Raw genomic sequence first — 12,425 nt, forward strand, 5'->3', positions numbered from 1 at the left:
GATTTATAGCACATTATTTTTAGGCGAATATATATTCTGATATAGCTTAACATAATCCTGGGGAGAAATCTGTTCAGGTCTAGTGTTTGTTTCTATTTTTAAGTCAGAAAGAATTTGCTTTATTTTTTCTGTTTTGATACCCAGTCTTTTTAAGGCATTTAAAACAGTCTTTCGCCTTTGAGAAAAGATGTGTTTTAGAAAAAAAACAAAGCCTTCTTCTAAACGAATTTCTTCTTTCCAGTTTATTTTAATAAGCTGGGAATCTACCTCAGGAGGGGGATAAAAACTTTGGGGTGCAAGATTCATAACAGGAATAATCTTTGCAGTCAATCCATATAATACACTTAAAATACCAAAATCCTTGGTGCCTGGTTTAGCTAAAAGACGATCAGCTACTTCTTTTTGTAACATCAAAGTAGCCTGGTCAATGACTGCCCTTTTTTCCAGAAAAAGAAATAACAGAGGTGAACTGATATGATAGGGAAGATTGCCTATGATTTTTATTTTAGTTTTATGTAAATGGGCGGTTTTTTCATAATCATATTTTAGGGCGTCTCCTTGCCAAATTTCAATATTTTTTAACTGATGATTAGCTAGAATTTCTTTTAATACAAAGATTAATTTTTGATCATATTCAATGGCAATTACCTTTTTTGCCTTCTGGGATAAAGGAATAGTTAATGCCCCTAAGCCCGCCCCAATTTCAATAACTATATCTTTAGGTTCAATACCCGATTTTTCTACTATTTGCTCAGAGGTAAAGGGATTAATAAGGAAATGTTGCCCTAATTTTTTTTGGGCCTTTAATCCATACCTTTCTAGGACTTTTTTTGGTGAAAGGGGCATACTGGATACCTGGAGATGGCATCAAAGTCAAAATCGGCTATGTTATGAGCCTTAAAATGGTGATAACCAAGAGCTGCTACCATAGCAGCGTTATCTGTGCAAAGGGCAGGGGAAGGGAAATAAACCTTTATGTCTTCCTTTTGGCTTATAGCCAGGAGTTTCTTTCTTAAACATTGGTTAGCGGCTACCCCTCCAGCGACCACCAAACGGGGCAAAAGATGGTCTTTAACTGCTTGCACAGCCTTTGTTACCAAGGTGTCTACAACTGCCTGTTGGAAAGAAGCCGCTACATCGGCCTTACAAAAAGAGGGGTGATGGCGTAAATAATTGGCTACTGCTGTTTTAAGCCCACTAAAGCTAAAATGGTAATTATTTTTGTTTAAAAGCGGACGAGGGAATTTTATGTTGGGACTGCCTTCTTTGGCTAGTTTTTCAATAGAGATTCCCCCAGGATATGGCAAGCCTAACATATGGGCTACTTTATCAAAGGCCTCACCAGCAGCATCGTCTAGAGTTTGCCCTAATTGCTTTATTTCTAAAAAATCTTTTGCTAAATATAGGTTGGTATGCCCCCCTGATACTACCAGGCCAATAAAAGGAAAGAGGGGTTTTTGTTCTAAAAATATAGCCATAAGATGGGCTTCTAAGTGATTGATAGCTACCAGAGGTTTATTGAGGGCAAAGGCGATGGCCTTAGCTATACAAATGCCTACTAAAAGTGCCCCTACCAATCCTGGGCCTTGAGTGACGGCTATTACATCTATTTCAGATAATTTTATATTTTTTTGATGTAAGGCTTGTTCTAATAGAGGAAGGATGGTTTCTATATGTTTTCTGGAGGCAATCTCAGGCACTACTCCTCCATAGGGACGGTGAATAGCTACTTGGGAATAAACCAGATTACTAACAATCTTTGTTCCATCCTTTACTATGGCCACCGCGGTTTCGTCACAAGAAGTCTCAATACCTAAAACCAACATAAAACCATGATAACGCAAACTAAATGAATAAACAACATTGCAGGGTTGTTTTAATTGTGTTAAATCCATAAGGGATGAGAGAAGATGGGCGTAAGTTTGACCAAATCAGGCCTTTTTCGGTAATACGGCCTTTTAATAAATATGCTGAAGGCTCAGTACTGGTTAGCTTGGGAGAAACAAAGGTTATTGTTACCGCCTCAGTTGAGGAAAGCGTGCCCCCTTTTTTAAGGGGAAGTAATAAAGGATGGGTTACGGCTGAATATAGCATGTTACCCAGGGCCACTCATACCCGCAATTTGAGACCAGAACTAGGTAAGATAAAGGGTAGAACCTATGAAATTCAGCGGATGATTGGACGTTCTTTGCGGTCTATAGTAGATTTAGAAAGTTTAGGTGAACGCACTATCTGGATAGATTGTGATGTAATGCAGGCGGATGGAGGTACACGCACAGCGTCTATCACCGGAGCTTTTATAGCCTTATGCGATGCCTGCCATTGGCTAATAAAGAAAAATAAGATAGAGCAATTTCCCATAATAGATTATTTAGCTGCTATTAGTGTAGGTTTGGTAGAAAAAGAAGTTGTTTTGGATTTAAATTCCCAAGAAGATATGATAGCTGCTATAGATGCCAATATAGTGATGACCGGAAATGGGGAGTTTGTGGAAATTCAGGCCACTGGTGAACAAGGGCCATTTTCTGAAGTTGTTTTAAATAAAATATTGACCTTAGCTAAAAAAGGCATTGAACAACTAATCAAAGAGCAAAAGAAAATTTTGAGGGATTTACCCTATGAAATTGGTATTAGCCACCAGAAATAAGGGAAAGATAGCTGAAATAAAAAAATTAGTTTCAGATCTGTCCCAAGTAGAGTTGGTCTCCCTTGATGACTTCCAAAACTTACCAGATATAGCCGAAACAGGCAAGACATTTAAGGAAAATGCCCTTATTAAGGCCAAGGAAATAGCATCTTTTACTGGTCACTGGGCGTTGGCAGACGATTCTGGTTTAGTGGTAGATTATCTTCAGGGTGCTCCTGGTGTATATTCAGCCCGTTTTTCAGGAGAACAAGCCACTGATGAGCAAAACAATGCCAAATTATTGGCTTTGTTAAAAGATGTGCCTTGGGAGAAAAGACAAGCAAAGTTTGTCTGTGTAATAGCTATTTGTAACCCCAAGGGTCAGTGTTATACCCTTGAAGGAGAATGTAAAGGCTATATTGCTTTAGAACCAAAAGGGACATATGGTTTTGGTTATGACCCTGTATTTTTTGTCCCTGCTTATGGGAAAACTATGGCCGAACTAGAACCAGAAATTAAAAACCAGATTAGCCATCGGGCCATGGCCTTGAAGCAATTGAAACCACTTTTAAGGCAAATGTTAAAAAGGTCAGAGGGTCAAACCTACAATATACATTAATTGCCTAACAAATAAGTTAAAATAAGTTATGTCAGAGACAATAAATCATAGTGAGAAATGAATAAGTGAAATTTAGCAACTTGGTGAGACTTGAGGGGTTTCTTTCAGAGTAATCACGGTCTGAGGACACACAGCCTGGGACGGTACTCATTTTCTTGCTAAAATTTCTTTTAGAAGTTAAGATAAAAATATGAAGGGTAAATTTTTTATTCAAACTTATGGTTGTCAAATGAATGTTCATGATACAGAGTATATGTGTGCCATTTTGAATAAAGCAGGTTATGCTCAAGCACAAACGTTAAAGGAGGCAGATATTATTTTGCTCAATACCTGTGCTGTGCGGCAAAAGGCAGAAGAAAAGGTTTATAGTTTTTTAGGGCGTTTAAAAGCCTTTAAAAAAAGGCACCCTGGTTTGATTATTGGAGTAGGTGGGTGTGTGGCTCAAAAAGAAGGGGAAAGGATCCTTAAAAGGATACCTTATATAGATTTAGTATTTGGAACCCATCAATTTTTTAGAGTGGCTGAGCTTATTGAGGAAGTCAAGAAAAATGGACATAGAATCTGTTGTATAGATTACACCTATCAGTTAGAACCCCCTTGCCATGTTTTTCCTTTATCTCATAAGATGTATGGTAGAGCCTACCTTACTATTATGCAAGGCTGTGATAATTTTTGTAGCTATTGTATTGTGCCCTATGTGCGTGGAAGACAAATCAGTCGAAGGAGTGAAAATATTATTAATGAAGCAAAAAGACTGTTAGATATGGGAATAAAAGAAATCATTCTATTAGGCCAAAATGTCAATTCTTATGGGCAAGATAGGTTAGAGGAGATAAGTTTTTCTGAATTATTATTTAAGATAAATAAGTTGCCTGGATTGAAAAGACTGAGGTTTATTACTTCACATCCTAAAGATATCTCACCAGATGTAATTAAAGCCTTTGCGGACCTGGATACCCTATGTGAGCATATTCACTTGCCTGTGCAATCTGGTTCAGATCGCATTTTAAAAAGAATGGGACGAAAATATACCAGAAGTGAATACTTACAGAAAATAGAAGCCCTGCGTAAGGCCTGTCCTGAAATTTCTATTACTACCGATTTAATCGTTGGTTTTCCCGGAGAGACAAAGAAAGATTTTAAAGATACTATTTCTCTCTTGCAGGAAGTGGAGTTTGATGCTATTTTTGCTTTTAGGTATTCAGATAGACCACCGGCAAAGGCTGTTAGTTTTCCTGAAAAGGTAAATGAACAAGAAAAGGCAGAAAGGTTAAGTGAAGTTTTGGAAATACAGGCACCGATTACAGAAAGAAAAAATAGGGTTAAAAAAGGGAGGTTGTTAGAAGTGTTATTAGATAGCTATAGTAAACGAGGTCAGCAACTCTGTGGCAGGACTAGATGTAATCGGGTGGTTAATGTGGAAGGAGATGAGAGTTTAATGGGACATTTGGTGGAGGTAATTATAGAGGAAGTATTACCCCATTCTTTAAAAGGAAAGGTGGTAAAAATATTGGATTAAAATTTTTAAGGGAGGAATTATGTTGTTACAAATGAAAGTATTTGGTTTAACGGTTGACCCAGTGACTAATTCTCCTATTGTAATTTTAAAGGCCATAGATAACAACGAGGCTCTTCCCATTTGGATCGGAATTATGGAAGCCACTGCCATTGCCAGTGAATTAGAAAATATACATTTTCCCCGCCCCATGACTCACGACCTTTTAAAAAATGTGATTGACACTATTAATGGGAAAGTGGAAAAGATAGTGGTGTGTGATTTGCGTGACAATACTTATTATGCGGTTATTCATTTAAAAACATCTGAAAAAAAATATGAAATTGATGCTCGTCCCAGTGATGCTATTGCCTTAGCATTACGTGCAAAGGCGGATATTTTTGTGGAAGAGAAGGTTTTAGAAAAGTCTAAAGAAGCAGTTCGAGCGAAAGAAGGCATAAAAGACCCTAAGGCCAAAAAATGGACAGAGATCCTGGAGAGTCTCTCATCTGATGACTTTGGTAAATACAAAATGTAAATAATGAAACCCTAAATTCTGATTCTGATATGTCTTTGAAAATGATTGATTTACATACTCATTCTATTTTCAGTGATGGCGAGCTTATTCCCTTTGAATTATTACGGCGAGTGGAAGCGATGGGCTATGGTGCTCTAGCTATCACTGACCACGCCGACACATCTAATCTAAAAGAGATTCTGGAGGCCATAAAAAAAGCGGCTAAATCTTGGAATGGAATGAATTCTCACCCTAAGCTTATTCCTGGCATTGAACTGACCCATATACCACCTTCTCTTATAAAATCATTGGTAGAAGATGCCCGAAACTTAGGAGCAAAAGTCATTGTAGTCCATGGTGAAACACTAGTAGAACCAGTAGCACCAGGCACAAATATGGCTGCTTTAAATACAGATATAGATATTTTAGCTCATCCAGGTTTAATTACTGAAGAAGAAGTAATTTTAGCTAAAGAACGAGGGATTTGCTTAGAGATTTCTGGGCGTAAAGGACATTGTTTGAGTAATGGCCATGTAGCTAGATTGGCTAAAAAGATAGGAGCAAAATTGGTAATCAATTCTGATGGTCATGCTCCAGGTGATTATTTAACTTTGGATTTTGCTAGAAAAATAGCCTTAGGAGCAGGACTGGATGAAACTGATTTTGAAAAAATGCTTAAAAATGCTTGGGAAATTGTAGAGAAAAGGGGAGTGTTTTAATGGGATTTAAAGAGTTACTCCCTTATATTGTGGGCCCCAGTAGATACTTGGGGAACGAAGTAAATAGCATTCATAAAGACCCTGTTAAAGTTCAGTTGAAATTTGCTTTGTGTTTCCCTGACTTATATGAAGTTGGCATGTCACATCTGGGTCTACAAATACTTTACCATATTCTTAATCAAGATGAGCGGATTGTGGCCGAACGAGTATTTGCTCCAGATAGGGATTTAGAAGGGTTAATGCGCAAACGCCAGATTCTTTTGAGCACTTGGGAGTCAGGAATTCCATTAAAAGAATGTGATATTATTGGTTTTAGTATCCAACACGAACTTTCTTATACCAATGTTTTAAATATATTGAATTTAGGGGGAATTCCTATATATGCTCGTCAACGGAATGAAAGACATCCGTTAGTTATTGCTGGAGGACCAGTAATTGTAAATCCCGAACCTGTTAGTCCATTTATAGATGGATTTCTAATAGGAGATGGGGAAGAGGCTATTTTAGAAATTGCTAATGTGTATTTGGAATGGAAAAAAGCAAGAGGGACTAAAGAAGAACTTTTGACAAACCTAGCCCATATACCTGGTTTTTATGTTCCATTTTTCTTTTATCCTCGTTATCACTTAGATGGGAGTATTAAAGAGATAGAAGAACTGGTGCCTAATTATGAAGTTAAACGGCGAGTGATAAAGAATTTAAACTCGGTAGCTTTTCCTAATTTTCCCATTGTTCCTTACTCCAAACCTATTCATGACAGGCTTTCCATTGAGGTAGCTAGGGGTTGCAGCCATGGATGTCGGTTTTGTCAGGCAGGTTTTATTTATAGACCTGTGCGGGAGCGTTTACCTCAGCAAGTTATAGATTTAGTAGAAACGGGCCTCAAAAATACAGGTTATGAAGAGGTCTCTCTACTTTCTTTGAGTATTGGTGATTACCAAACTCTAGAGGGACTTTTACCACCTTTAATGGATAAACTAGTGCCTGAAGGTATAGCCCTCAGTCTTCCCAGTCTTCGGGTGGGCACTATTTCGCCAGAAATAATGACCCAAATCAGCCGGGTGAGACGGACTGGTTTTACTATGGCTCCAGAAGCAGGCACCCAGGAGATGCGTAACCGAATTAACAAAAAAATCACGGAACAAGATTTGTTTGAAACAGCTAAAGAGGTTTTTACCAGGAAATGGTCCTCTTTAAAACTTTACTTTATGATTGGTTTACCAAGTGAGACCCAAGAAGATATTGAGGCTATTGCTGAGCTAACTGGGCGTCTAGTGAGATTAGGGAGACATAAATTTCAAATTACTATAAGTGTTTCCACATTTGTGCCTAAGGCACACACACCATTTCAGTGGGAAAAGCAAATTACTTTGGAAGAAAGCAGGGGCAAGATTCGGTTCTTACGCAAAAAGGCATGGGAATATGGTTTTCGTATTCGGTGGCATGAGCCAGAACAAAGTTTTTTAGAAGGGGTTTTTTCTAGAGGAGATAGACGTCTCCATGAAGTAATCCTACGTGCTTGGTTAAAAGGAGCACGGTTTGATAGTTGGCGAGATAGATTCAGGTTTGACCTTTGGCAAAGCGCCTTTGAAGATGCAAGACTAGACCCTAATTTTTATTTCTTAGAACGGAGTAAAGATGACCTTTTACCTTGGGCTAAGATAGATATAGGAGTTTCTCCAGAGTTTTTATGGCAAGAGAGATTAAAGAGTCAACGAGGGGAGATTACCCCAGATTGCCGGTATGCAGGATGTCAAGATTGTGGATTATGTGATTTTAAAGAAATAAGTCCTATTACTTATCAGTTACCAATCACTGTCTCTCAGACGTCTTCTACCAATTTTCAGTCTACCAATCCACGTAAATACCGCTTATTTTTTAGTAAGATAAATGATGCCCGTTTTTTTGGCCATTTGGAGCTGGTTAACATCTTCCACCGTGCCTTTAAACGTGCAGGATTGAAACTGGTGTATTCAAAGGGGTTTCATCCTTTACCCAAAATTAAGTTTGCTATAGCCTTACCTGTAGGAGTAGAGAGTTTAGAAGAAGTAATGGATATAGAAATTTATGGTGAATATAATTCTCTGAGTCTTCCTGGAAGAATCAATCCCCACCTTCCTTTTGGCCTTCATATTCTTCGGGCCCAGGAAATTCCTCTTAACACTTCTCTCACTATACCTTCAGCCCAAAGATTTATGATAGATTTTTCAGATTTGGTTTTAAATAAAGAAAAAATAGAGGAATTTCATAAAAAAGAGAGTTTTGTGTGGCGAGCACGCTATAATAAAAAAGAGAGACAGGTAGATTTGAAAAAGACTGTAAAGAGGCTTGCTATAAAACATAAGAATAAACTAGAGGTTATTTTAGGTCTCTCTCCTCAAGGGAGTATAAAAATTACGGAAGCCCTTATGGCTATTTTTGGTTTAAAAAGAGAAGAGGTGTGTCGATTAAATATCTTAAAGGTGGGAGTAGAACTGTGACCTCAGAATTAGCACTCAACGTTCGCCCTTATGAAACTAGATTAGCTGTGATTGAAGATAATCTCTTGGTGGAGTTTTATATAGAAAGAAAGGCAGAACCAGGCTTAGTAGGAAATATTTACCGTGGGAAGGTAATTAGGGTTTTACCAGGGATGGAAGCTGCTTTCGTGGACATTGGCTTAGATAAAGCAGGTTTTCTTTATGTGTCTGATGTGTTGCCCAACATTTGGGATTTAGAAGGAGAATTTGACCAAATCAGTATTTCTCAGCATTACCGAATCGAAACCTTACTTCAGGAAGGCCAAGAAGTATTGGTTCAAGTTACCAGAGAGCCTATTAGTACAAAAGGGCCACAACTATCTACGCGGATTACTATACCTGGTCACTATTTAGTGCTTTTACCATTTTTCAATTATATTGGTATCTCTAGGCGAATAGAAAATGAAACTGAGCGAGAACGCTTAAAAAAAATTGTGGCTTCTTCTAAACCTGAAAATATGGGTTTTATTGTTCGCACTGCCAGTGAGGGGGTAGAAGAGGAAAAAATTATCTATGAAATGCAAAAATTGATTTCTCTTTGGGAACTTATTTTAGAAAAGAAAAAAAATACTTCTCTTCCAGGATTGGTTCATGTAGAGTTGGACTTATGTGTGAGGACTTTACGGGATTTTTTTGGCACACAAACTAGAAGATTAATAGTAGATTCCCTAGATGCCTATAAGAGGTTGATAGCCTACGCTCAAGAATTTGTACCTCATCTTCAACACTTCATTGAGTTATATCAGGAAGACCAATTCTTATTTCATAAATTAGGAATAGAGAATGTTCTTCCTCAGGTCTTACGCCCTCAGGTGAGGTTGAAATCAGGTGGTTACATTGTCATTGAAGAAACAGAAGCACTGGTGGCCATTGATGTGAATACAGGGCGATTCGTAGGAGAGAATAACCTTGAAGAAACTATTGTGAAGACTAATTTAGAAGCTGTTCAAGAAATTGTGCGTCAATTAAGACTAAGAGACCTTGGAGGCATTATCATTATTGATTTTATTGATATGCAGAAGGAAAGTAATCGGGAAAAGGTATTGGGGGCTTTGGATAAGGCATTGAAACGAGACCGGAGCAAAACTCGTATATTTCAAATGTCTGAATTGGGATTGGTAGAGATGACCCGCAAACGCACCCGTGAAGGATTACTACACTCACTTTGTGAATCTTGTCCGTATTGTCAGGGTAGGGGATATGTGAAATCAAAAAGAACAGTTTTTTATGAAATTCTAAGCGAACTAGAACATCTGCATACCTTGAAGTCCAAAATAGCTATTAAGGCTCACCCAGATTTAATCAAATACATCAAACAAAAAGAGAGTGTGATTTGGAAACAAACAATAAGTTCTCTAAAGAAAAAAATTGATTTTATACCGGAACCCTCCTTTCATATAGAAAATTATGAAATTTTGGAAATTTAGTGAAAAAAAACACGATATAGGAGAGAAGGGAGAAGTATTAGCCAAAAGATTTTTGCAAAAACAAGGTTATAAGATTATTACTACTAATTATGGTAATAAATTAGGAGAAATAGATATTATTGCTTTAGAAAAAGATACTATTGTTTTTATAGAAGTAAAAACTAGGTCTAACAATTATTTTGGCCTGGCTAAGGAAGCCATAGATAAACATAAAAAGCAGAAAATAGCCAAAGTTGCCTTATATTATTTGAGAAGACACTGTAAAGAAGATGTAAAGGCAAGATTTGATGTTATAGCCATAGATAATGATAAAATAGAGCTTATACGTAATGCCTACAGTCTGTGAGTCTGGCACCCTTTATGTAATAGCCACACCTATTGGTAACCTTGAAGATATTACCTTGCGAGCCCTTCGTATTTTAAAAACAGTAGATTTAATCGTGGCCGAAGATACCAGGAAAACAAGAAAATTACTATCTCATTATGGGATAAAAAGACCTATGTTAAGTTATCGTGAAGAGAATAAAGAAAAGCAAGGTAAGAAAATTTTAGAACTACTTAAAAAGGGGAAAAATGTAGCTATAGTTTCTGATGCAGGGACTCCTTGTATTTCAGACCCAGGTGTGCATTTGGTAAATTTGAGCTTTCAAATGGGAATAAAGATAGTTCCTTTACCCGGGCCTTCGGCTTTAATTACTGCCCTTAGTGTTTGTGGTTTACCTATCCAGCCCTTTGTTTTTTTAGGATTTCTTCCTCAACGGCCAAATCGACGTAAAAAGTTATTACTTAGACTTAAAGAGACTCCTTATGCTATTGTATTTTATGACTCTCCATATCGTTTTAAAAAGACCTTAGAAATATTGGCTGAAATTTTTCCTCAAAGAGAGATAGTTATTGCTAGAGAATTAACCAAATTCCATGAGGAGATTGTTAGGGGTAAAACAATAGAACTTTGGCCACAGTGGAGGGAAAGAGAAGTCAAAGGAGAAATTACTGTGATTGTGGCTGGAAAGGCTAAATCTGTGACTGATTAATCCGCGATTGATTTTTGGATACCTGTCTGCCGACAGGCAGGCCTGTCTGCCCCTGCCCGCAGACAGGTGGGGACGCCCTGAATATACTTCATATTTCCCTCTTATTATTTTTTCTTGCCAAAATGATATCAATATTTTATTATTTTTCAAGGATTATCACACAATCTGACGTGATATGAAATTCCGACCCCCGCCTTTAAAATGGTAATGAATGAATGAAAGAAGTAAATAAAATGAGCGTAAGAATCTCAAAAGCAAATCCCTGGAAGTTTTTTACTCTAGCCCTTGGTATTTCATGGTTTTTCTGGATGTGGGTTATATTGCTGGGCTGGAATGTTTTTGCATTCCCAGCAATAATTCTCGGTGCCCTTGGATTGTTCGGCCCTGCAATTGCGGAAATCATCTTAATCTCTCGCGCTCATGATAAAGAACAATGGCGAGATTACTGGCAGCGCGTATTTGACATCAGGCGGATTGGTAAAAGATGGCATCTGGTTATCTGGCTCACATTTCCTGTGCTGAACACTCTTGCCCTTCTGTTAAGCGTTCTTGCAGGCTCACCGTGGCCAGAGTTTGAAACAGCCAGAAATCTGCTGTTTGAACCATGGAGAATTCTTCCTTTTGCCGTTTTTATCCTGCTCTATGGACCATTACCGGAAGAGCTGGGCTGGCGTGGTTATGCTCTAGATGGCCTGCAGGCGAGATATAATGCTCTTTTCTCAAGCCTTATCTTGGGCGTGGTATGGGCATTGTGGCATCTTCCCCTTTTCTTTATGAAAGGACAATGGCAGCACGATGTGTTAAAATTTGGCACATTGGATTTCTGGACGTTTATTTTCAGCCCAATCTTTCTTTCAATTCTATTCACCTGGATTTACAACAACACCAACCGCAGCACCTTGTCCGCTATCTTCTTCCATTTCATGTGCAATTTCAGTGGAAATCTCATTCCATTGAGAGAGCAAGGCAGGCTATATAGTCTGATTTTGATTATTATCCTATCAATGGTAGTAACGCTCATTTTTGGACCGAAAACTTTGACCCAGAATATAAGAGGCTGACAAATGAGATCAGCAGAGAAAGGGAGATGCTGTTGATCTTCCGTTTGATGAGAATGAATTTGATGTTGTTTTTCTTGTCGCAGTTTTAGGTGAAGTTTCAGATAAAGAAAGGTGTTTAGATGCTATCTACAGAATCCTAAAGCCATCTGGTCTATTATCCATCACAGAACAGCCAGGAGACCCTGACTTTTTACCTTTGTCGGGTCTGCTCTTTGGCTGAAAAGCAGGGGTTTGAATTCGTCGAGAGCTACGGCAAGAAAAAGAATTATACTGTGAACTTTAGAAAGCCTGATCAAATGAGTAAGAGTAAATTTAAAGAGGGATAGATATGAGTAAAGAATCTTTTGGCGGGGTTCGGAACTCTGCGTCGTTTCGCTCCTCGCCCTCAGTCCGTTCGGGTCATATAAC

12 protein-coding genes and 1 pseudogene are annotated in these 12,425 nt (G+C 38.1%); 11 read left to right on the top strand and 2 right to left on the bottom strand.

The genetic code is table 11. The features are described from left to right. Positions 1 to 3 precede the first annotated feature (3 nt). Positions 4 to 846: a 16S rRNA (adenine(1518)-N(6)/adenine(1519)-N(6))-dimethyltransferase RsmA gene (gene rsmA, locus HS1_RS00200; RefSeq protein WP_066060118.1), complete on the bottom strand. Its 843-nt coding sequence runs from the start codon at positions 844 to 846 to the stop codon at positions 4 to 6. Beyond that, positions 819 to 1,895 carry a tRNA (adenosine(37)-N6)-threonylcarbamoyltransferase complex transferase subunit TsaD gene (gene tsaD / locus HS1_RS00205; RefSeq protein ID WP_281178317.1) on the bottom strand — a complete coding sequence of 359 codons (1,077 nt, stop codon included), beginning with the start codon at positions 1,893 to 1,895 and terminating at the stop codon, positions 819 to 821. Before tsaD ends, rsmA begins: the two co-directional genes overlap by 28 nt. Before the next feature lie 5 nt (positions 1,896 to 1,900). On the opposite strand from tsaD, the gene rph reads away from it, so the two are divergent. From rph to HS1_RS13825, 11 genes and pseudogenes are all read left to right on the top strand, one after another. After that, positions 1,901 to 2,647, top strand: coding sequence for a ribonuclease PH (gene rph, locus HS1_RS00210; protein ID WP_066060123.1), 747 nt, complete (start codon positions 1,901 to 1,903; stop codon positions 2,645 to 2,647). Continuing rightward, a complete protein-coding gene (locus HS1_RS00215; RefSeq protein WP_066060124.1) occupies positions 2,619 to 3,245 on the top strand; it encodes an XTP/dITP diphosphatase in 627 nt (208 codons plus the stop codon). Before rph ends, HS1_RS00215 begins: the two co-directional genes overlap by 29 nt. A gap of 190 nt (positions 3,246 to 3,435) precedes the next feature. Next, entirely contained in the window at positions 3,436 to 4,764 is a 1,329-nt protein-coding gene (miaB, locus tag HS1_RS00220) for a tRNA (N6-isopentenyl adenosine(37)-C2)-methylthiotransferase MiaB (RefSeq protein ID WP_066060127.1), read from the top strand. 19 nt (positions 4,765 to 4,783) lie between these two features. Further along, the gene (locus HS1_RS00225; protein ID WP_066060129.1) at positions 4,784 to 5,278 is read left to right on the top strand and encodes a bifunctional nuclease family protein; all 495 of its coding nucleotides are present in this window, start codon (positions 4,784 to 4,786) and stop codon (positions 5,276 to 5,278) included. 29 nt (positions 5,279 to 5,307) lie between these two features. Next, positions 5,308 to 5,976, top strand: coding sequence for a histidinol phosphate phosphatase domain-containing protein (locus HS1_RS00230; RefSeq protein ID WP_281178318.1), 669 nt, complete (start codon positions 5,308 to 5,310; stop codon positions 5,974 to 5,976). Further along, positions 5,976 to 8,456: a TIGR03960 family B12-binding radical SAM protein gene (locus HS1_RS00235; RefSeq protein ID WP_066060131.1), complete on the top strand. Its 2,481-nt coding sequence runs from the start codon at positions 5,976 to 5,978 to the stop codon at positions 8,454 to 8,456. Before HS1_RS00230 ends, HS1_RS00235 begins: the two co-directional genes overlap by 1 nt. Then, entirely contained in the window at positions 8,453 to 9,922 is a 1,470-nt protein-coding gene (locus HS1_RS00240; RefSeq protein ID WP_066060133.1) for an Rne/Rng family ribonuclease, read from the top strand. The genes HS1_RS00235 and HS1_RS00240 overlap by 4 nt, the downstream gene beginning before the upstream one ends. Next, positions 9,903 to 10,268: a YraN family protein gene (locus tag HS1_RS00245; protein WP_066060134.1), complete on the top strand. Its 366-nt coding sequence runs from the start codon at positions 9,903 to 9,905 to the stop codon at positions 10,266 to 10,268. Before HS1_RS00240 ends, HS1_RS00245 begins: the two co-directional genes overlap by 20 nt. Next, positions 10,252 to 10,956 carry a 16S rRNA (cytidine(1402)-2'-O)-methyltransferase gene (rsmI, locus tag HS1_RS00250; protein ID WP_066060138.1) on the top strand — a complete coding sequence of 235 codons (705 nt, stop codon included), beginning with the start codon at positions 10,252 to 10,254 and terminating at the stop codon, positions 10,954 to 10,956. Before HS1_RS00245 ends, rsmI begins: the two co-directional genes overlap by 17 nt. Before the next feature lie 215 nt (positions 10,957 to 11,171). After that, positions 11,172 to 12,017 carry a type II CAAX endopeptidase family protein gene (locus tag HS1_RS00255; RefSeq protein WP_082757513.1) on the top strand — a complete coding sequence of 282 codons (846 nt, stop codon included), beginning with the start codon at positions 11,172 to 11,174 and terminating at the stop codon, positions 12,015 to 12,017. Between the two features lie 28 nt (positions 12,018 to 12,045). Continuing rightward, a pseudogene (locus tag HS1_RS13825) lies at positions 12,046 to 12,237 on the top strand (class I SAM-dependent methyltransferase); the annotation flags it as partial. Positions 12,238 to 12,425: the final 188 nt, after the last annotated feature.

It is taken from the genome of Candidatus Desulfofervidus auxilii, from assembly GCF_001577525.1.
In the GTDB taxonomy this organism is placed as follows: domain Bacteria; phylum Desulfobacterota; class Desulfofervidia; order Desulfofervidales; family Desulfofervidaceae; genus Desulfofervidus; species Desulfofervidus auxilii.

Coding starts and splice junctions, on each gene's coding strand:
- rph (WP_066060123.1), top strand. CDS start 1,901: ATGAGAGAAGATGGGCGTAAGTTTGACCAAATCAGGCCTTTTTCGGTA.
- HS1_RS00215 (WP_066060124.1), top strand. CDS start 2,619: ATGAAATTGGTATTAGCCACCAGAAATAAGGGAAAGATAGCTGAAATA.
- miaB (WP_066060127.1), top strand. CDS start 3,436: ATGAAGGGTAAATTTTTTATTCAAACTTATGGTTGTCAAATGAATGTT.
- HS1_RS00245 (WP_066060134.1), top strand. CDS start 9,903: ATGAAATTTTGGAAATTTAGTGAAAAAAAACACGATATAGGAGAGAAG.
- HS1_RS00230 (WP_281178318.1), top strand. CDS start 5,308: ATGTCTTTGAAAATGATTGATTTACATACTCATTCTATTTTCAGTGAT.
- HS1_RS00255 (WP_082757513.1), top strand. CDS start 11,172: ATGAAAGAAGTAAATAAAATGAGCGTAAGAATCTCAAAAGCAAATCCC.
- HS1_RS00225 (WP_066060129.1), top strand. CDS start 4,784: ATGTTGTTACAAATGAAAGTATTTGGTTTAACGGTTGACCCAGTGACT.
- rsmA (WP_066060118.1), bottom strand. CDS start 846: ATGCCCCTTTCACCAAAAAAAGTCCTAGAAAGGTATGGATTAAAGGCC.
- rsmI (WP_066060138.1), top strand. CDS start 10,252: ATGCCTACAGTCTGTGAGTCTGGCACCCTTTATGTAATAGCCACACCT.
- HS1_RS00235 (WP_066060131.1), top strand. CDS start 5,976: ATGGGATTTAAAGAGTTACTCCCTTATATTGTGGGCCCCAGTAGATAC.
- tsaD (WP_281178317.1), bottom strand. CDS start 1,895: ATGGATTTAACACAATTAAAACAACCCTGCAATGTTGTTTATTCATTT.